The organism is Bacterioplanes sanyensis (assembly GCF_014652515.1).
Classification (GTDB): Bacteria; Pseudomonadota; Gammaproteobacteria; order Pseudomonadales; family Oceanobacteraceae; genus Bacterioplanes; species Bacterioplanes sanyensis.
The window spans coordinates 198,350-218,298 of record NZ_BMYY01000002.1; the positions used below are offsets into that span (position 1 = coordinate 198,350).

The 19,949-nt window shown below is 54.2% G+C and carries 14 protein-coding genes; 4 read left to right on the forward strand and 10 right to left on the reverse strand.

The features are described 5' to 3' along the window. The first annotated feature begins 116 nt into the window (after nt 1-116). A complete protein-coding gene (locus IE090_RS03930; RefSeq protein WP_189387046.1) occupies nt 117-851 on the forward strand; it encodes an enoyl-CoA hydratase/isomerase family protein in 735 nt (244 codons plus the stop codon). On the opposite strand, the gene IE090_RS03935 is transcribed toward IE090_RS03930, so the two are convergent. From IE090_RS03935 to IE090_RS03980, 10 genes are all read right to left on the reverse strand, one after another. After that, a complete protein-coding gene (locus tag IE090_RS03935) occupies nt 848-2,401 on the reverse strand; it encodes a cryptochrome/deoxyribodipyrimidine photo-lyase family protein (protein ID WP_189387047.1) in 1,554 nt (517 codons plus the stop codon). The two genes, IE090_RS03930 and IE090_RS03935, sit on opposite strands and share 4 nt — an antisense overlap. Next, a complete protein-coding gene (locus IE090_RS03940; RefSeq protein WP_189387048.1) occupies nt 2,402-3,784 on the reverse strand; it encodes a DASH family cryptochrome in 1,383 nt (460 codons plus the stop codon). Nucleotides 3,785-3,808: 24 nt separating this feature from the next. Further along, nucleotides 3,809-3,994, reverse strand: coding sequence for a DUF2256 domain-containing protein (locus IE090_RS03945; RefSeq protein WP_189387049.1), 186 nt, complete (start codon nt 3,992-3,994; stop codon nt 3,809-3,811). After that, nucleotides 3,994-5,529 (reverse strand): cryptochrome/photolyase family protein, encoded by a 1,536-nt coding sequence (locus tag IE090_RS03950; RefSeq protein WP_189387050.1) that lies wholly within the window; start codon nt 5,527-5,529, stop codon nt 3,994-3,996. The genes IE090_RS03945 and IE090_RS03950 overlap by 1 nt, the downstream gene beginning before the upstream one ends. Before the next feature lie 193 nt (nt 5,530-5,722). Then, nucleotides 5,723-6,421, reverse strand: coding sequence for a VC0807 family protein (locus IE090_RS03955; RefSeq protein ID WP_189387051.1), 699 nt, complete (start codon nt 6,419-6,421; stop codon nt 5,723-5,725). Between the two features lie 82 nt (nt 6,422-6,503). Beyond that, nucleotides 6,504-12,389 carry a DUF4347 domain-containing protein gene (locus IE090_RS03960; RefSeq protein WP_189387052.1) on the reverse strand — a complete coding sequence of 1,962 codons (5,886 nt, stop codon included), beginning with the start codon at nt 12,387-12,389 and terminating at the stop codon, nt 6,504-6,506. A 169-nt stretch (nt 12,390-12,558) separates the two neighbouring features. After that, a complete protein-coding gene (locus tag IE090_RS03965) occupies nt 12,559-13,251 on the reverse strand; it encodes a phage tail protein (protein ID WP_229815457.1) in 693 nt (230 codons plus the stop codon). A 193-nt stretch (nt 13,252-13,444) separates the two neighbouring features. Continuing rightward, nucleotides 13,445-14,473 (reverse strand): lipoyl synthase, encoded by a 1,029-nt coding sequence (gene lipA, locus IE090_RS03970; protein ID WP_189387053.1) that lies wholly within the window; start codon nt 14,471-14,473, stop codon nt 13,445-13,447. Between the two features lie 255 nt (nt 14,474-14,728). Continuing rightward, a complete protein-coding gene (locus tag IE090_RS03975) occupies nt 14,729-15,490 on the reverse strand; it encodes a substrate-binding periplasmic protein (protein ID WP_189387054.1) in 762 nt (253 codons plus the stop codon). Between the two features lie 132 nt (nt 15,491-15,622). Next, nucleotides 15,623-16,015: a thiol-disulfide oxidoreductase DCC family protein gene (locus IE090_RS03980; protein ID WP_189387055.1), complete on the reverse strand. Its 393-nt coding sequence runs from the start codon at nt 16,013-16,015 to the stop codon at nt 15,623-15,625. 169 nt (nt 16,016-16,184) lie between these two features. Here IE090_RS03980 and IE090_RS03985 point away from each other — a divergent pair, with 169 nt between their 5' ends. The 3 genes from IE090_RS03985 to IE090_RS03995 are packed head-to-tail and all read left to right on the forward strand — an operon-like array spanning nt 16,185 to nt 19,944. Further along, the gene (locus IE090_RS03985; RefSeq protein ID WP_189387056.1) at nt 16,185-17,525 is read left to right on the forward strand and encodes a V-type ATP synthase subunit B; all 1,341 of its coding nucleotides are present in this window, start codon (nt 16,185-16,187) and stop codon (nt 17,523-17,525) included. 2 nt (nt 17,526-17,527) lie between these two features. Next, the gene (locus IE090_RS03990; protein ID WP_189387057.1) at nt 17,528-18,130 is read left to right on the forward strand and encodes a V-type ATP synthase subunit D; all 603 of its coding nucleotides are present in this window, start codon (nt 17,528-17,530) and stop codon (nt 18,128-18,130) included. Then, nucleotides 18,127-19,944, forward strand: a complete 1,818-nt coding sequence (locus IE090_RS03995; protein WP_189387058.1) for a V-type ATP synthase subunit I — start codon at nt 18,127-18,129, stop codon at nt 19,942-19,944. The genes IE090_RS03990 and IE090_RS03995 overlap by 4 nt, the downstream gene beginning before the upstream one ends. Nucleotides 19,945-19,949 lie beyond the last annotated feature (5 nt).

Consider the following 19,949-nt stretch of genomic DNA (forward strand, 5'->3'; position numbering starts at 1 on the left):
TATACCTGTGCTGGCGGGCGTCGTAAGCACAGTGAGTGTCTGCACATCTGCCTCTGTTCAAGCCATCAGGTTGGCTATTAGTGTGCCGTATTTAAAGTAATTTAAGGAGATCATCGATGGCCATCATCGAGCTGGAAAAGCGCCACCGTGTGGCAGTGGTCAGCATGAACCAAGGTGAGAATCGTCATAATCCGGCTTTTTTGGCGGCTTTTAATCAAGTGCTCGACGAAGTTGAAGCCGACCATGATTATCGCGCTTTGGTGCTGGCGTCTAGCGACGATAAAAACTGGAGCTTGGGGCTGGATACGGACTGGCTATTCAATGCCTGCAAGGCACAACAAGATGATGACATTCGCCAGCTATTAAATGGCTTGATTCAGCTGTTTAAGCGTTTATTGAGCTTTCCTGTGCCTGTGATTGCAGCGCTCAATGGTCACACTTATGGCAACGGTGCCGTGCTGGCGTGCGCCTGTGATTTTCGCTTTATGCGTGCTGATCGTGGCTTTTTCTGCTTTCCAGAGATAAATGTAGGCGTGCCGTTTTTTCCCAGCATGTTTGAACTGATCGAGCGGGTCATGCCGAGTCGTTTGTTTAATCGCATGCTGCACACAGGCGAGCGCCAGGATGCCACCACGCTGTTGCAGGCGGGTGTGATCGAGCAAGCCATTGAAGGGGCGGATGAAACACTGGAGCAAGCTCAAGCCTTTGCGCAAACATTTGATAAACCGCGTTGGGTATTTGCAGAAAACAAACAGCGGCGCTTCCGCCCAGTTTTTGAAGCCATGGAGAAACATGATCCGCAAGCCACCGAGTATTTGATTTTTGCATTAGCGCAGCAGTATCGAAACTAAAATAAACTTAATTGCTGGCTGTGTGTCGACTTTTTATTCGCACGACGGCTGCGTTTGCGCGAGCCGTGTTTATGGCCAATATCGCGCGCGGTGGCCATAAATTCAGCGTCGCGCAACTGGGTGATGTGTGCTTTGGCACGGCGACTGGCTTGGGCAAAGTCGACCAAGGGCTCTGGGTAGTGCTGGCCCAAAATCACGCCGCTTTGGCGCTGCTGGCTGGCCGGCATTAACCAAGGCTGGTGAATCCAGGCATTGCTGACGCTGCGCAGCTCGGGTAGCCAGCGACGAATAAACTCCCCCTTGGGGTCGAGCTTTTGCGCTTGCAGGGTGGGGTTATAAATGCGCGGTATGTTAATGCCGGTGGTGCCGGCTTGCATTTGCACTTGCGGATAATGAATCCCCGGCTCGTAATCAACAAACTGTGCTGCCAAAAACTGTGCTGCTGGTTGCCAGGGCTGCCACAGTGGATAGCTGATGATCGACATCAACATGGCGCGCATACGGAAATTGAGCCAACCGTGATGATGCAAATAGCGCATGCAAGCATCCACTAACGGCCAGCCCGTTCGGCCTTGCCGCCAGGCCTGTTGCCAGTCGGAATTTATGTCGCTGCGCAGCTGGCGATAAGCTGGATGCAGCGCTTGCCACTCCATATCCGGCTGGTCTTCTAATTTCTGAATAAAATGGCAATGCCACCACAAACGGCTTTCAAAGGCAGTCAGGCTGCGTTTGAAATACTTGTCTGTGCACTGCTGTTTTTGCCAGCGTACAGCATGTACTAACTCCCGCACGCTGATGCAGCCCATGGCTAAATAGGGGCTAAGGCGTGAGCAAGCTTGCTCGGCGGTTAATGGCGAGCTGATGGATGAGCGATAAAAGCGCCCGCGCTGGTCAATAAAGCTTTGCCATAATGCCAGTGCCTGCTCCCGACCACCTAGCTGGCGGCCTGGGCAGGGCCAATGATCGTGGCTGGCATGGTTAGGTCTGATATCGGCGGGTAAATCGCCAATGGGGTGGCTGCCCGGCAGCAGGCAGGCATTGGCGTTTGCTAGCAAGTGCTTAGGCGCAGAGGTTAGCGCTTGTTGCATAAATACTTGCCAATGTTCGGCCCATTGGTCGCGATCAGGGTTGGGGCGTAAAACCCCAAACTGCGGTGACTGCTGCCAGTGAACATTTAGCTGTCGGCATTTATTCTCGACTTTTATATCGCGTTGATAGGTCCAGAAATTACCGGTTTCTTGATGGCTAAATAATGCTAATTGATGCCCCTGCTGTTGCCACTTTTCTAATTGCTCGGCCAAATCAGTGCTAATAAAACACAGCCCAGCGCCGCCCAGCTGCCGCCAATGTTGATTGAGCGCTTGCAGGCTTTCATAAATGAAGGCCCACTGACGCTGACTGGTATCTGGTAATTGCCAATAGTCATGTTCCAGGGCATATAGCCCTACCAACGGGCAATCATAGCGGCGGCAATAATCCAGCGCCTGCTGCAGTGGCGGGTGATCCACCAACCTTAAATCGCGTTTAAACCAAACGACGGCGACGTGCATTTATGCCACCGTATGGCTGCAGTGTATGGGTGCTGAATACTCTGGCAGGCAGTGTTCACCGCTTTGGTGGGTCAGAATATGCTCCAGTGAATGCGACTTTAACTGTGGTAACCACTGATGAATGTGTTGCAGCTCTGGGTCGTATTGGCGCAGCTGTTTATTTAACGCAAAGTAACGCCCTTGGCCTGGCTGGCCCCTAGGGTCATGGCCCATACCGGCTAAATAGGCCCAGTTACCCCAGTTGCTGGCGACATCAAAATCAATTAAATGTTGTTCAAAAAAGCGCGCGCCCAAGCGCCAATCCAGCTTTAAATCATTAATGAAAAAACTGGCCAGCCACTGGCGCATGCGGTTGGAGCAAAAGCCAGTCTGCTTTAGCTCAATTAGGCCGGCATCAATCATGGGCACACCGGTAGCCGCTTGTTGCCAAGCTTGCCAGTGGCGGTTGTTTAACGGTGGAGGGCTTAAGGGCTGATCGCTCAAGCCCTGATAGCGAAAATAGCGATGGCCATGTACTCGCAACGACCAATGAAAATATTCTCGCCACAGCAGCTCGAAGCCCAGCCAATAACTGTGTTCATCGGCACCGTGGGTTTTTTCATAGTCCTTAATGGCATGCCAGACCTTGCGCACGGACAAACAGCCCCAAGCTAAAAACGCCGATAACTGGCTGGAGTATTCGCGTCCACACAGCTGGTTGCGCGTTGTTTTGTAGTGAGCAATGGCTCGACTCTGCCATAAATAATGAGTCAGCCAGTTTTCGGCCGAGCTTTCGCCGCCGCGTAAGTGAAAGCCCGACGGTTCACGAGCAGAGGAAAAATCCGCCGGCCAAGGTACATGAGTAATATAAGGGGCTTCTTGGCCGGGTTGAGTGAGGGGTACCGGTGGTTGCGGCGTGGCAACTTCTGGCTGTAAGCGTTTTTCGATTTGGCGGCGAAACTGACTGAAGCTGGCGGGCCATTGCTGCAGCAAGGGCTGCATTTGCTGTTGGCTAAATAGCGTCTGGTTTTCGTAGGTCGTAACTTCGATTCCCGTTGCGTCTAACTCAGTGAGCCACTGGCTCTCCTCTGGTGCTTGCACACTGTGGGTCAGCAAGTTATATGGCTGCTTTTTATGCCAGCGCTGCAACAGTTCTACTGGGTCGCCGTGGAGGATTTGCAGTGGAATGTTTTGCAAATATAGGTTGCGATGCAAATCAATCAGGCAAGCTCGCAAAAAGCGTGCTTTCGCCTTGGCTAACCGGTCTAAACCAAATTGATCAGCTTGCAGCCAGTGTTGCGGCAATATGTAAACCACCGCCACCGGTTGTTGCTGTTGTTGTGCCATGGCAAAACCTGGGTGGTCATGCAGACGTAAATCGTTGCGTAGCCAAATTAGGTTCATTGTCTCTCCTGCTGCGTGGCCAGCTTAAAACTCATCTTCCACCATGCTGGCGGCACAGAGATTTTTGGGGGTATTGTTTTTGCTGCGGCGGCAGCGCTCGCTGCAGTAGCGCACTTCGGTCCAAACGCTGCGCCATTTTTTGCGCCAGCTAAATGGGCGGCCGCAGTGCTGGCAGTTTTTCTCTGGCAAATGTGGCTTTTTATGTGCCATCACAACTCCTCGATGTGGTCGAGTAGGTGTTCGGCGCGGGCAATAATGGCGTGTTGTTTTTCCGCCTTCATGCGATCAAAGCTGCGGTAAATCATGCCCATGCGTGGGTTGCGCGCAAATTGCTCACGATGGCGTTGCATAAAGTGCCAGTACAGGCTGTTGAAAGGGCAGCTGTCATCGTCGGTGGCCGTTTTCACGGAATAATGGCAATGCGAGCAATAATCGGACATTTTGTTAATGTAATTGCCAGAGGCGGCATAGGGTTTACTAACTAAATAGCCGCCATCGGCATGCATCACCATGCCCAAAGTATTGGGTAACTCGACCCAGTCGTAAGCATCGGCATACACGGCTAAATACCAGTCGCAAATGTCTTGCGGTTTAATGCCGGCCAGTAAAGCAAAATTGCCGGTGACCATTAAGCGTTGAATATGATGGGCGTAGGCGTATTTGAAAGTGCTGTTAAAGCATTGCTTCATGCACTGCATTTTGGTCTCACCATGCCAGTAAAAACTGGGCAAGGCGCGCTGATTTCCTTGGGCATTTAAGGTGGCGTAGTCAGGCATTTTTAACCAATAAATACCGCGCACGTATTCGCGCCAGCCAATGATTTGGCGAATAAAGCCCTCAACGGCATTAAGCGGTGCATGGCCATCCAGATACGCCTGCTCAGCTGCCCGGCACACTTCCATCGGCAACAACAGACCGCAGTTTAAATAGGGAGCAATCAGGCTGTGAAACATCAAAGGCTCGTCCATCACCATGGCGTCTTGGTAGTCACCAAACCAGGGCAGGCGATGGTCAATGAAATGCTGCAATGCTTTGAGCGCATCGTTTCTGGTCGTTGCCCAGTTAAAGTGTTCTAGGCTGCCAGCATGTTCACTGAAGTGCGTTTGCACTAGCGCCAGCACCTCCGCATCGATGTCGTCGCGCTCAAATGTCAAAGCCGGTGGGAGCGGTACCTCACCGCGATATTTCTGGCGGTTATCGGCATCGAAGTTCCACTGCCCGCCCGTGGGCTCATCGCCCTCCATCAACAAGCCGGTTTGACGGCGCATGTCACGGTAAAAATATTCCATGCGCAGTTGCTTACGCCCCTGAGCCCACTGGGCAAATTGCTCGGGCGTGGCGATAAAGCGGTCGTCGTTAAAGCAGGTGACTGCAACGCCTAACGTTGTAGGCCATTGGTGCTCAATCAGCTGCTGCAGCCGGTATTCACCGCACTGGGTGATCAGCACCGACTCATAGCCATGCTGCTTATGTAACGCCTGAATAACGTCTAACAGCGAGCGCTGCTCAGTGTTGGGTTGATAGGCATGGTAGTGAACATGCCAGCCCTGTTGTCGTAGTTGCTGTGCGAAGTGGCGCATGGCGCTAAACAACAGGGCGATTTTCTGTGGATGGTGAGGCACATAGCGGGCCTCGTCGTCCACCTCGGCCAGCAACACATGGTCACGACCTGCCTCAGCGGCACGCAGGCTGCTGATGGCGTCATGCAGTTGATCCCCCAGCAAAACGACTAGGCGTGGTGTCATCGTGTATAACCCTGTCCCATTTGTACATATATTGTATAGGTATAGGGGGTTAAGGTCACGATCTCCAGTCGCGCATTGCTAACAGGTCAGTATCAGACAGGCGTGATAAAGCCGATATTGCTGCAGAGGTAGAAGAGAAGTGCTGCTGCGATGAGGGCAGTTAGGGCCAGGGCCGTGCCTGGCCCACCTGTGATTATTGGCGAACAAAGTCCTCAAGGCTGTGCCCAGTGGCTTTTTTGATCTGGCGGAACAGATACCAGATGGCAGTGCCCAATACTATCATGCTGGGCAAGACAATCACTGGATAGCTCATGGCGGTCATGGTGCCTAGTTGCTCGTTGTACTCTGTCGTGCCCGCTGGGCTGGTCACTATATAGCGCGCCAGAGCGTAGTTCAGGGTGGCTGATAAGAAAAAGGAGGCGGCCACGATTTTATTGGCCACGGCTAGGTGACGATTAAAGTTGCGCTGCTCGCCACGCTGTTCAATCAGCTGCTGCAAGCGCTCTACATCAAGCACTTCATCGTTAAGAATAATCAGCCGTACCAGTGAAAATCGCGTATTCACGGTGAGTAGCACGGCGATGCCAATCAATGCTGGTATGGCGGCTTCTTTGATGGCGATGTATTCCGCCGGCAACTTCAGCAAGCTGATGCCGCCGGTGAGCAACACACTGACAATGCCTAACACCGAAAAACCATTAACCTTGCCTGCGGCTTTTAGATCCCACAGGCCATAACACACTGGAAAGGCGAGAGCGACTACCACACCCAAGGTGGGGCCGAGCCAGTCGTCACCGCTGCCTTTGGTCAGAATAAAAGTGGGAATAACAATGTTGAAGATAAGGTTGGGCCAAAAGCCGTGATTGGGTTTGCGGCTAACATCGCTGGACATGAGTCTCTCTCAATAAAAAACATCCCGTGGCGAGTATACCGACACGGGATGTGATTAGGGAATGAGCGTTGACAAAGCGTGATCAGATTAGAAAATCCCACTGCTCGCTGGTTTGGTAGTGCTGCTGCATTTCTGGCGACATAACAAAGCCGTAGAGAACGTCGTCCTCGGTTGCACCGGCTTGCAGATATTGCTGCCAGCCAGCAAAACCGGCCTGATCAGAATCACGGCCTAACAAGGTGTTGTAGTACAGCTCTAGGGTTTCATCGCTATTTAACGTACCGGGGTTGATCTCCCAGCGCTCAACAAACTCCTGTGAGTGCAAAAAGCCATTAACGATATCACCGATACTGGCACCTTGATCGATTAGGTTGGCCCAGTATTGGAACCCTTCCACATCCGCCTGACGCCCTAACAGTTGCATATACAGTGCCGCCAACCAGTCGTGGTCTTGGTCGTAGGTAATTAACAGGTCTTGATCGTTAAAGCGCAGCGTTTCAACGTTGATCAGGGTATCGGTATCGTCGGGGTTGTTGAGGTGACTAATACGAGTGACGGCATTATCGCGCTCCACCAAAAAATCATCGCGTTTGCCGCTGATCAGTATGGTGTCGTTGTCTTGGCCGCCGTGCAGGGTATCGCTGCCGCTGCCACCAAATAGGGTATCGTTACCATCATCGCCGAACAGCTTATCATCGCCGCCTTCGGAGCCGATGGTGTCGTCGCCATCGCCGCCATGTAGTTCATCATCATCGGCGCCGAGTACGATGTTTTGGTTACCGCTACCAGCAAACACGATGTTGCTGCCGGCGCCGCCGCGCACGGCGACATCGCCAACAATAATGGCGAACTCGATGTTATCCAGGTCGAGCACGGTACCTGCGGGCAGCTGACTGGCATCCAATATCATAACCTCGGTTTTATCACCCTCGACGCCGCTGACTTTGATCGGCTCGGACGGCGCTTCGCTGCCATTGCTGGTAAAGGTCACTTGGTTGAGCCAACCCGCACCAATGCCATTGAGCCATTGATCCATGCCATTGATCATCGAGAACCAATCCGAGGCCGGCGCGGAGTCGCGCAGCAAATACAAGCCGTCGCGGAACGAGGTTTGGTCGATGGCGGTTTCATTAGCGCGGGCACTGGCGCCAATGCCCCCGGGTAAGCGCAGCGTGGTTACCGGCTGGTTGTCGCCATCAAAATGCAGCGGAATATCGGCCAGATTGCTGCTGTTATCTGTGTCCTGACGGTTGCTTGGTACCGGAGATATGGTGACCTTGCTAACGCTTTGACCGTTTTCCGTCTCTGTTTGCTGTTGCACTGGCGTGCCGTCGATCACTGTAGTGGGCGGTGTGGTCGGTGTTGGGTTGGGGGATGGCGGTGGTGGCGCTGCGGCGACATCAAAGGTCAGGGTATTGCTCGCTGCGGCAAACACAGTGCCGTCATTCACGCTAAAGGCCAGCGTGGCGTAGGCCGCACCGCTTTCTCCACTGGTGGGTGAAAACTGCAACAAGGTAGCGTTGATGTCCGCGACGCTGACGACATCACCATTGTTAACGTCCATGCCGTTGAGTGTCAGTATGCCAGCGGCTGGCACGGTATCGATGCGCACGGATTGCAAAGTATCGCCAAGGTCAACGTCGCTAAAACCAAAGTCGGCGGCGGTAAAGGTATGGGTACCGTTGTAGCTGATATCGACCGTATCATCGGCGGCGGTAGGGGCATCATTGACCGGTGTAATGTCGATGTTCACGCTGCCCAAGGCGGTGTTGGTACCGCCGTCGTTCACGCTCAAGCTCACGGTAGCGGCATCGTTGCCGGCCAGGTTTTCGCCCGGTGTATGGGTGATGTTGGCGCCGCCTAAATAAGAGTCGATATCGGCGATGGTGCCGGTCAAGGTGAGTGCCGCAGAGGCACTGCCGCCGATGGTCACGCCACCACCGCTGGTGGCCGATAGCGTGCCGGCGCTGGCGGTTAAGGTCAGGGTAACGCTCCCTGTGGTGTCGACATCCGACAGGGTCGCGGCGGATAAATCCAGGTTGGCGGCGGTGTCTTCGGTAAAGCTGACATCGTTGATTAAGCCAACCAACTGCGGCGCGTCGTTGACGGCTGTCACCACCACGCTGACATCCGCGCTACCGCTGGCCTGGCTATCAGAGACCGTAATGTTGACGGTGCGGGTGGACTCTGCTGGGTTCTCGCCGGTCGCTTCAAAGGTTAAAGCCCGCAGCAGCGACTGCACCAAGGCTGGGGTCGAGAGCGCGCTCAAATTAACGGCAAAGTCATTGCCTGCGGCAATATTATTAGCCAAGGTACCAATCACGGTGCCGGACACCGACACATTGGAACCTGCGGTGGTGCCAGCCAGGCTGACCACACCGCTGGTGTCCACCGATAAGACGTCGCTTGCGGCATCGGCATTGTTGGTAACACTCACGGTTATTGTGCCGCCATTGAGATCGACAGAGTCGGCATCGGTGAGGGTGGCGTTGCTGCCAGCATCCAGTAACACAGTACCGCCGCCTTCGGAGGCGTTAACGCTGTCGCTGTCTAGGTTGCCAATCACCGGCGGATTGGGTGTCACGCTGATGGTAAAGCTGCCGCTGTCGTCGGCATCCCCGCCGTTAGCGATGCCATCGGCATCGTTCAACGTTAGGGTGAAATCACGATTACCCAACGCCGACGGTGCCTCGTAGAGCAAATTCTGCAGTAGTGTCTGTATCCGCGCACTGCTGGCATTGGCGCCGAAGTTTATGGTGACATCATTGCCACCTTGGCCGTCATCGGTGACGTCTACGGTACCAATCGAGGTGCCTGATACCAGAATGGTTTCCCCTGCGCTGACGGTGGCATCGCCGCCTGACGACACCGTGGTGCCGTCAACAAACCAATTGCCGTTGGCGGTGCCAGCGGTTTGCGCCAGGGTGAGAAAGCCGCCGTTGTAATCGGCACTGTCGCTGTTGGCGACGGCGGCGTCGGCAAAGCCACTCAACGCCTGGGCACCATTGCCCGCCACCACTTGGCTGGTCTCGGTATACACATTGCTCACCACCGGCGCATCATTCACTCCTGTCAGCGACACCGTGGAGGTTAAGTTAGGCGTGGCCGCGTTGTTGCCGCCATTGGCCGTGCCGCCACTGTCGGTAACACTGGTGATGGTGACGACACGATTGCCAGCGGTGGTGGGGTTGTCTGAGCTGTTACGGTAGGTCAGCCCGTCGATCAGGGTTTGCAGCTGCGCTTCTGACAGCGTGGCACCCGTGAACGAGACCGTGGCGGTACTGCCAGTCACTGACACATTGGTCGTTAGTCCATTGGTGGCGGTGTTGACCGAGTTGCCGTTGGTCAGAGCCACATCAGAGCCATCGAATGACAGGATTTCGCTACTGCCGTCGGCGACATTGGTGACGGTCAGGGTCAGCCCGCTGAAGGTCTGCCCGGTTTCGACGGTATCCGTGCTGACCGTGTTAAACAGATCCTGCGCAGCGTCGCCTTCAACAAAGGTGGGGTTGCCGCCGGTGGCGGTGACGCTGGGGGCATCGTTGACATCGGTGAGGGTCGCCGTAATGGAACCCGTGCCGTTGGCCGCGCCATCACTGAAGGTGTAATCCAGCTGAACGTTGCCAGCTGGGTCATTGCTGCTGTTGCTGTAGCGAATCGCTTGCAGCACTTCATTTACCAGCGCCGTGGTCGGCGTAGTGCCATTGTCGGCAAAGCTCAGTTGTAACTGGCCGTTGCCGGTATTGACGATGGTGGCGATCACGTTACCACCAGCCGAAACGGTGCCACCACCATTGGGGCCACCGGCAACGGTCAAGTTGCCGCCTGTGAGCACACTGAACAAGTCCGACGCATCGGTGCCGCCATTACGCACCAGGGTCAAACTGGCGCCAGAATAATCACCGTTGCCGCCGTTTAAAGCATCTAGCTCCTGATCTGAAATGGTGGCATTGGCATCCAACTGCACCGTCGCCGCGCCTTCGGTGTAGCTTGGCGTGCCATCCAGACCAGTGAAAACTGGAGCATCATTTACGGCGTTAATGGTCACACTGGCGGTATCTGAGGCGTTAGAAAACGCCGTTGCGTTGCCAGTTGTTGAGGCATTGGCGGTGCCGCCAGCGCTGCCAGAGGATTTATCCCAGGCGTGAAAAGTAATGGTGGCCGTGCCGCTGTAGTTAGCATCAGGCACAAAGCGAATTAGCTGAGTACTGCCGCCGCCCAGACTACCATCGAGCAGCCGTGCGGTGGCGGTAAGATCGACACTGCTGCCGGCTGTGCCGGAAAAGTTATTCCAACTGCTGCCGTTGTCGGTGCTGTATTGCCATACGCCGTTGGTGTTATCGACTTGGGTCACGGCGATGGCTTCCACCGCGCCGCCATCGACGTCGGTAATCGAGCCATCGACCACCATGGCGGCCACACTGGTGCCCGGGTTATTGGCGTTATTAGCACTGTCGTCATCGCCATCGGCACCAGAGCCATCGTCGTCACCGGCGTCTTCGTCGATGGCGGTTAATACCGGCGACTGACCGGCATCCAAGCTTGGTGCATCGTTAACTGTAGAGATGTTAATGGTGACGGTATCGGCCGTGCCATTGGAATTGCCATCGTTCGGCGTCACTGTCAGCGTGGCGGCGGTGGTGTCGTTGGCATCGGAGGTAAACAGGATGTTGCTGGTATTATCGAGAAAGATATTTAAATCTGCCTCGCCTCCCGCCAGTGTCATGCTGTTGGTGCCCGAGCCTGCCACGGTGACGCCATCGGCGGTGCCATTACCGCCCAGTGCTGCGATGGTGCCGCGATCAACGCTTAACGTCAGAGTAATGGGGTCGTCCAGCTCAGCGTCGGAAATGTTATAGGCGGATAAATCAACCGCCGTGGCGACGTCTTCGGTGGCGGTATCGTCGGCGGGTGCGCCTCCTAGGCTGGGTGGGTTATTCGGCGGAACTGCAGTATCAATGATGATATTGTTGATGGAGGCGTAGCCTGAGCCATCGTTAAAATATATCCGCACTTCATCTACATATTGATAATACGAATTGGCGGATAAATCTTGGTTAACACGAGACGTGTTGCTATTGGCATTAAAACTGACAGTACTGCTGGCCACCATAGCGCCGTCACGGTAAGCAACGATGCTCATGGCTTCGCCGGTTTGATTACCCCAATCGTAAAAATCGAAGCCATTAAACTTAAACTCCGAACCGTCACTGCTTTTGACGGCCATTCCGCCCCATTCGGTGACGTACGAGTTGTAATCGACGGTCAGTCCGCTAAAGCCATCACTGCTGGCCAGGTTAGCGCTGCTAAACCAGTTCATACTGTTGGTTTTGGTGCCGCTAGAGTCGTCGATATTCAGTATTTGAATCGTGATGCCGGCAATATCGCTACTGCCGCCTTCGCCATCTTCGGCAATATGGTCAGTGTCCCAGTTGCCATCGTCGGAGGAAAAGGTCAGCGTGGTAGCAGCTAAGGGGTGGTGATAGTGATCAGCGGCAATGGCCTGGCTGGTTAACTCGATGGGCCCATGGTCCAACCGCCAGTTCGATCCATTTTCTGACAGTCCGATAATCTCGCTCGCTGCCGCAACTGGGCGCTGTAAGAGTTGTGATAATTGCTGAATAAATAACTGACCAGTACCGCCTCGTGCGACTTCACAGCCATACAGCAAAACACCATGATGAATCTGCTCACCTAATTGCTGAAGTGGTGTAGCTAAATCGGTTAACGAGGCTAGATCAATTTTGCTGTTGCCCATGTGCAACTGCCCAGGCCCACCGTGGCAAAAAATATGCAGATGCGGTGTACCTCCCAGCGCCTGTAACTGCTGGATTAAGCCCTTCAGACTATCGCCATCTTGAGTGAGATAAACTGGAACTAGGCCGTTTGAGCTGGCGGCGCTAGCAATAATGTTTGCATCTGTTAAACGCGGGTCGATCACCGCAAGGGGTGATTTCACACTCTGCATTGCAACGGACTCCTGAAGCTTTTAGCGACAGCAATTGACGTAGGTCGTTAGAGTGTAGTCAGACTTTACTATTTTAGTTGTCGCATAATGACATCCGAAAAAGAGTTTTAAGCGCGTTGCAGGCGTCAGGAGTACAGAGATCGGCTATCGATCTCTGTTATGTGTAGGGTTAGTCTCGGGGTGGGAAGACGCCTACTAGAGCAACGCAATAGCGCATCCCCGTCTGTGGCGGGCGGCTTTCAAAAGACTGGCTGCCACCAGTATTGCCAACCGTCACCGCGCCGGTCACGGCACCGCTGGCACTGACGCCACCCACTTGCGCCACGGTTTCGGTATTTTTTGCAGCCCAGATGGCTGCGGCATTCGGGCCACCTGGCGAGGCTGCCAGATAATTCTGGCTGTCGCTGGGGGTCGTTACGTTTGAGCCTGAGTTGGGCACCACTGGGATGGACACATTGACCGTTACTGGGCTTGAAACCGTAGCGCTGTGGGTATGGCTAGGTAGGTTGAGGATATTAAGCGTAATGAACTCCCGGCCGGGCATGGCACCTTGGCGAATATTTTGCAAACCTGGGCCGGTGCCGATTCCTACCGGTGTGCGCCCCCTTAAATCCGGCAGGCCAAAGGTGGTGCGCCCGTCGCCACCATAGTTAGTACCGAGCAGAGAGAACAGTGCTGAGTTGCTAGAAATTGCCAATAATTGTCCGTTTGCTTCGGCAAATCCTCTGGGGCAAAAGGTCGCCGCTGTCATACATACAGAGCCAATGTAAGGCTCCGGAACACAATTCGCCTGTGCCGTGTTGATAACAGGCAAGGATAATAATGCCGTTAAAAGTGACATGCGTGTGCGAGTAATAGTCATTGGAAACTCCATCCATAATTCGATCAACTGGAATAGTTCGATGAACTGGCAAACATTCAGTCATGGAGCGCAGAGTGGGCTTTTCCAATTTTGCCGCCGGAAATAATGACAACGGCTGAGTTTTAGCGGGGAAATACAGGAAAGTAGGGGTTTAAAACAACAGCGCACGAACACAGGTCGTGCGCTTTATTATTTAACTGACGGTTTTTAGCGGAATACGTGCTGCGGGTACCTCTGGCAGTTCAATGCCTAGGTTGTTTTGTTCAAACACTTTGTCGGCGCGGTAACTCGAGCGCACCATAGGACCGGAGGCGACTTCCATAAAGCCTTTTTCCAGCCCCACATCACGGTAATGATTGAACTGCTCTGGGGTGACGTAACGATCTACCGGCAGGTGGTTTTTGGTCGGGCGTAAATATTGACCCAAGGTCAAAATATCCACACCGATGGCTCTGAGCTCGTCCATGGTTTGATAGATTTCTTCGTCGGTCTCGCCGATGCCCACCATCAAACTGGTTTTTACCAATACGTTTGGGTTGTGCCGTTTGGCAAAGGCCAACACATTCAGGGTTTGCTCATAGCCAGCACGCGGGTCACGCACCACATGGGTGAGGCGCTCAACGGTTTCGACGTTTTGGGCAAACACATCCAAACCTGAGTCCACCACTTTAGCCACGTGTGCTTCGATGCCATCAAAATCCGGAGTCAGCGCTTCGACTTTGACGTTCGGCGTGCGCTGTTTAATCGCGTTCACGCAGGCGGCGTAGTGAGCTGCGCCGCCATCGTCTAGGTCATCACGATCTACCGAGGTCAATACGATGTAGCGCAGCCCCATCAGTTCAACAGACTCAGCGACGTTGGCCGGTTCGTCTTTATCTAACCAGCCGTTGGGGTTGCCCGTATCGACGGCACAGAATTTACACGCACGAGTACAAACCGAGCCCATCACCATGATGGTGGCAGTGCCGTTATTCCAACATTCGCCCATATTCGGGCAGTGGGATTCTTCGCACACGGTGCTTAAGCGATGCTCGCGCACATTGGCTTTAACTTCTTCAAAGCGTTGCCCGCCTGGGATCTTAGCGCGTAGCCATTTGGGCTTGCGACCGGCGGGCATTTCCTCGCTGTCTTTGCGGGCTTTGATGCCGTCTTTGATGGCGCTGAAGCCATGTTCGCTTTGAAACTTGCTGCCACTGCGAATGGGCGCGGAGTCTTTACTCATGAAGTCTGTGGATACCTCTAAGCACGGTGATGCAATCAGACACAAGAATACCATGATGCCGAGTGTCATGCCGAGCTGGCAAAACGTCGCAAGTAAGATTGTCGTTGCGTTGGCAAACCCCGCAGAGGGGAGTCTCTGGTTTCGTTCTGCCTCTTGCCAATGGAATCACCATGGCTTGCGAGGCACACCTCACCAGAGAACTTGGATGGCCGGCTGAAAGCATGCGAACTTCTGGCTCAGCACGCTGGGGAAAGCTCAGTCGCGGTCGGCTACTAAAGTGCTGTGACGGCTGTCGTATTCGAAAGTATCCCACTGCCAGTGATCAAACAGCTCACTGAGTTGCGCGCTGCCAATCAGCTGGCTCATGCCCTGGTCAAAGCGTTGTGCCAGCAGCCTGCCGCGCTCTGTATCAGCAAAAGTAATATAAACAGGGTGAGCGTCAACGGTAAACACGGACCATTGCTGTGGGTCTAACTCGCCTTGCTCAACCTCACCCCACAAGCTGTTGCGGGCATTGATGACGACGTCCAGATCGCCTTGTTTCAGGTGGTGTAATAATTGTTGCTGGTGGCGCAAGCGATGCGGACGTAGGCTTTCATCCTCAGCGCCATCAATGCGATAGCCTCGGACTTTACCAACATGCAGCCCTTTGAGTGCTTGCCATCCTTGCCACTGCAACTGGCCTTTACGGAACACCACGGAAATGACATCGCTATCGAGATGCCATTCTGGCAAGACGAGGCCGTGCTCTTCAGCTTCGCGCTGATAAACACCCACGACGGCATCTGCCTGACGGTAACGTACTAGGCCCAGAGCGCGGGTGTAGGGAGCGGTTTCAGTTTTGACTTCAATGCCTTGTGGCTCGAACACGGCGCGTAGCATATCCCAGTACAAGCCAGTGCCATCGGTATGGGTGGCTTTGTCACGGTTTTCGGCAGTGATGTGGATAACGGCTGGTGTTTCTGACCAAGCCAAGTTGACCATGAGCAGTAAACTGATTAATGAAAATAAGCGCATAGCCAAGCTCCTTTTTCGAGGCTCCCATCGGGATAGAGCTCCAGCGTAGCGCTAAAGGGAATTACTGACTTGGTCTGACTAGTGCAAACGTTGTAGGAAAACCTCCACACACACTGTGAGAAGGCCTGTTATTCACAATTGACAGGAGTCACAACGTGACTGGCCAGTGAGTAGCCGGGAAATACGATGTCGATGGCGAGCAAAAAATAAATAGCCAAGGTCTGCTAACCAGCGAATGCCCGGCCAGCGCAGTGGCGCAATCCAACGTCCTTTGCCCACTGCGCGCCAGCTAGCGTAGGTGGCATCTAGCCCAAAAAGGTAGCGCCCGTTTTCGTCAATGGCGGTAAGAATTTGGTTGGCGTGTTTGGCATCAATGTCGGGGAACTCTATGTTGAGTTCTGCGCTATGAATATCTACCAAGCGCAGCTTGTTGTGTCGATCAAGCTGCTTTAAATAGCGCATTTCACGGGTACACAACGGGCAGCGACCATCAATAAAAACCGTCAGCGAGAGGGCCGAGTTCATGCTAAACCTCCGGTATGAAAATGAGTGCCTGAAGGCGGCAGTGCTGTCCGCCTCAGCTATTTTACAGACGCGTTAAGCCGTTCCAAAGACTGACCTAACGCAATGACGCTGACAGATCAGCAATGCTATTGATGACGTCTGCAGAGCTTCTACGACCAGAGGACCGAACATGGGTTCAGCCAACACCGCATATCACTCCATCACTGAACTGGTTGGCGACTTGGTGCGCTTAACGGTGCCGGTACCACCTGAAGGGCAGCCACCGCTGGTGCGACTGAATGATTTAGCCGTGGTACGGCAGGGCGATATTGTGCGGTTGGCACAGGTCATTGATGTGCGTGACCAGCAAGTTTCTATGCAGGTGTTCGACGGCACCAAAGGTCTGGCAACGGACGCCGAGGTTGCATTTCTGGGCCACCCCATGCAAGTGACGTTTTCCGACCATGTGCTGGGGCGTATTTTTAACGGCAAAGGTGAGCCGGCGGATAACGGCCCTTCGCTGCAGTTTGATAGCAAGGTCGATATCGGTGGTCCGACGGTCAATCCGATGCGTCGAGTGCTGGCATCGCGCATGATTCGCACCAATGTGCCCATGATCGATGTATTTAATTGTCTGGTAGAAAGCCAGAAAATTCCGATTTTTTCAGTGTCTGGCGAGCCCTATAACGCTTTTTTAGCGCGCATTGGCAACCAGGCGGATGCCGACATTGTTGTGTTTGGCGGCATGGGTTTGGGCTTTGATGATTTTTATTCGTTCCGCAAAAGTTTTGAAGACTCGGGTGCCTTTGCCCGCACGGTGATGTTTGTTAATCAGGCCTCGGATTCCATCGTTGAGCGCTTGCTGGTACCCGATATGGCGCTGGCAGTGGCCGAGCGCTTCGCGGTGGAAGAAGGCAAGCGCGTGTTGGTGCTGTTAACCGATATGACGGCCTATGCCGATGCACTAAAAGAAATCGGTATCGCCAATGAGCGGGTGCCGTCTAACCGCGGCTATATGGGCGATTTATATTCGCAGTTGGCACGGCGCTACGAAAAAGCCTGTGATTACGCCAAAGGCGGTTCTGTCACGATTTTATCTGTGACCACCATGCCAGGTAATGATGTTTCTCACCCGGTACCGGACAACACCGGCTATATCACCGAAGGCCAGTTTTATTTACACGATGGCGAGTTGGACCCGTTTGGCTCGCTATCGCGGCTGAAACAGCAGGTGATTGGTAAGCAAACCCGTGAGGATCATGGCCAAGTCATGAATACCATGATTCGCTTGTATTCCGGCGCTCGCGATGCCCAGCAAAAACAGGCCATGGCGTTTGAACTCAGCGATTACGATCAGCAGCTGTTGCGTTTTGGTGAGCAGTTTCGGCAGCACTTTATGTCGCTGGAGTCGGACATGACGCTGGAGCAAGCGTTAGATTTGGGCTGGCAAATCATGGCGCAGTGTTTTCGGCCAGAGCAGCTGCTGATGAAGCAGTCACTGATTCAGAAATATTACCCACAAGTGAGCTAAGCATGGCACAGCTGCTGCTTTCTAAGGCCACCTTGCTGAAAGAACGCCGTCAGTTGGCGGCTTATCAGCGCTTTTTACCGTCGCTGGAAATGAAGCGCCAGCAACTCATGCTGGCGGTCAAAGCCAGCGAACAGCAGTTGCAACAGATGCAGCAGGAACTGGATCAAATCGGAGATGTCATTGCCGATGATGTGCCCATGCTGGCCAACAAGGATATTCATCTGCAGCCATTGTTAACGGTCAAGAAAGTGCGTTACCAGCGTGAAAACATTGCTGGCGTTGCCATAGAGCGCGTCGCCGAGGTGCTGTTTGAGCAAACGCCGGTCTCTATGTTGTCACGACCACACTGGGTAGATGTGGTTCAGCAACGGCTGCAGCAGGCGATTGAGTGGCAGTTGCGCATCGATGCCGAGCAGCAAGTCTTGGCAGCACTGCAGGCGGCGCTCATCAAGGTGACGCAGCGCATGAACCTGTTCGACAAGGTGCTCATTCCCCAGAGCCAGAAAAACATTCGCCGCATTCAGATTTATCTGGATGACAAAGCCCGTGAAGCCGTCGTGACCTCAAAAATTGCCAAAAACAAACGCAAGGAGGCGGCCTTATGAGCATTGCACGCTTCCGTAAAATCTTATTAGCTGGGCCGCTGTCTGAGCGTCAGCGACTGCTGCGCAGCTGGCAAGCGTTTGGCCGTTTGCACATCATCAGCCGCGATGGCAGTCAGGGCTTTGAGCGCCAGTTATCCCCACGCGATAAACGTGCTTACGAAGCCATGAAGCATTTGCAGCTCAGCGCTAATGCCCGTCGGCCGTTGCAACACTGGCCCAAAACCTTGCTGCAACAACACAATGTGGTCGAAGCGGCCAATCAGCTGGTGGACGATGTCCTCGACAATGCCAATCAGATTCGCCAGGTCGGCGATGAGGCCGACAGTCTGCGTGAGCGCATTAACGCCTTGCGTCCGTGGGGCGATTTTCGCCTGCCGCCAGACAGCAGTGTGGATAAATTCCGACTGTGGTTTTATCGCTTGCCGGTCAACCAGCGTGATGCCCTTGATGAGTTAGAACTGCCCTGGCAAATCGCAGGCCGCAGCAGTCGTTTTTATTATTTGATTGTGGTCAGCGCCACCGAGCCGCCGGTGGATTTACTGCCAGTACCACGAGAGCATTTGGGTTCACGCTCGTTGCAACAGTTAGAACTGGAGCTGGAGGCCAGCGAAAGCCGCCTAGAAGATTTGCAACTGGAGCGTGAGCGCTTAACGCGTTTTCGAGAACTGCTGCGGCGCCATTTGGTCGCCGCCGACAACGAAGCCGTGTATCGCTATGTAATGGCGCAAACCGAGCAGCATCAGCAGCTGTTTTCCCTCAGTGCCTGGGTGCCGGAAGAGGCATTAGCCGAGCTAGACACCATGGCCACCGAGTTGGGCTTTGCTTGGAGCGCCGCCGACCCGCTACCAGAAGAGCAGCCGCCGACCTTGCTGCAGCCTGCCAAAGCGCTGCGTCCAGGTGCCATGCTGGCCAGTGTTTATCAGTTACCGGCCTATCGCAGCTGGGACCCGTCCGGGCATTTGTATCTGTCGTTTGTGCTGTTTTTCGCCATGATTTTATCCGACGCAGGCTACAGCTTGGTGCTGTTACTGGCATTAGGGGTGTTTTGGCGCTCGCTGGGGCGCAATGATTCTGGACGCACCCTGCGACAGCTGATGGTATCGCTGCTGGGTGGGGCTTTGTGCTGGGGCGTCGCTGCCGGCAGCTACCTGGGCTATGACATTGCTCAAGTGGCACCAGACTATTGGCTGGCGGGGTTAAAGGTGATCGACCTTAGCAACTACGACGCCATGATGAAGATTTCTGTGATTGCCGGTGTTGGCCATGTCATTGTTGCCAACTTAAGCCTAGCTTGGGCGCGGCGGCGACAATGGTCGCAAGTGGTCACCCGCCTAGCTTGGGTCGTTATGACGGCGGCCGGTTTGGGCGCTTGGTTGTTGCCAGCGCAGCAAACGCACATGTTGATACTGGCTGGCGTCGCCGCAGCCGCCATTTTGCTGTTTGCCGCCTGGCCTTCGCAAGGGGGTTTAAAACAGCGCGCCATCTCACTGGGCAAGGGCGCATTGGCATTGGCCAACGTCACCAAATTATTTGGTGATGTATTGAGCTACATGCGCTTGTTTGCTCTGGGGTTAGCCAGTGCCTCGCTGGGTTTGACCTTTAATGATTTGGCCGCCGGTGCGGCAGCCTCCAGCCCGGGCGTCGGCATTGTCAGTGCGGCGCTGATCTTTTTGTTGGGGCACAGCATTAACTTGGCGTTGGCCATTATGAGCGGTGTGGTGCATGGCCTGCGGCTTAACTTTATCGAATTTTATAACTGGGGCGAGCCGGGCGAAGGCTACGCCTATCAGCCCTTCCGGTTGCGGGAAAATTAAGGAGC

Bases quoted from the DNA above. Each gene is read 5' to 3' on its own strand.
- IE090_RS03930 (WP_189387046.1), top strand. From the start codon at position 117: ATGGCCATCATCGAGCTGGAAAAGCGCCACCGTGTGGCAGTGGTCAGC.
- IE090_RS03935 (WP_189387047.1), bottom strand. From the start codon at position 2,401: ATGCACGTCGCCGTCGTTTGGTTTAAACGCGATTTAAGGTTGGTGGAT.
- IE090_RS03940 (WP_189387048.1), bottom strand. From the start codon at position 3,784: ATGAACCTAATTTGGCTACGCAACGATTTACGTCTGCATGACCACCCA.
- IE090_RS03945 (WP_189387049.1), bottom strand. From the start codon at position 3,994: ATGGCACATAAAAAGCCACATTTGCCAGAGAAAAACTGCCAGCACTGC.
- IE090_RS03950 (WP_189387050.1), bottom strand. From the start codon at position 5,529: ATGACACCACGCCTAGTCGTTTTGCTGGGGGATCAACTGCATGACGCC.
- IE090_RS03955 (WP_189387051.1), bottom strand. From the start codon at position 6,421: ATGTCCAGCGATGTTAGCCGCAAACCCAATCACGGCTTTTGGCCCAAC.
- IE090_RS03960 (WP_189387052.1), bottom strand. From the start codon at position 12,389: ATGCAGAGTGTGAAATCACCCCTTGCGGTGATCGACCCGCGTTTAACA.
- IE090_RS03965 (WP_229815457.1), bottom strand. From the start codon at position 13,251: ATGACTATTACTCGCACACGCATGTCACTTTTAACGGCATTATTATCC.
- lipA (WP_189387053.1), bottom strand. From the start codon at position 14,473: ATGAGTAAAGACTCCGCGCCCATTCGCAGTGGCAGCAAGTTTCAAAGC.
- IE090_RS03975 (WP_189387054.1), bottom strand. From the start codon at position 15,490: ATGCGCTTATTTTCATTAATCAGTTTACTGCTCATGGTCAACTTGGCT.
- IE090_RS03980 (WP_189387055.1), bottom strand. From the start codon at position 16,015: ATGAACTCGGCCCTCTCGCTGACGGTTTTTATTGATGGTCGCTGCCCG.
- IE090_RS03985 (WP_189387056.1), top strand. From the start codon at position 16,185: ATGGGTTCAGCCAACACCGCATATCACTCCATCACTGAACTGGTTGGC.
- IE090_RS03990 (WP_189387057.1), top strand. From the start codon at position 17,528: ATGGCACAGCTGCTGCTTTCTAAGGCCACCTTGCTGAAAGAACGCCGT.
- IE090_RS03995 (WP_189387058.1), top strand. From the start codon at position 18,127: ATGAGCATTGCACGCTTCCGTAAAATCTTATTAGCTGGGCCGCTGTCT.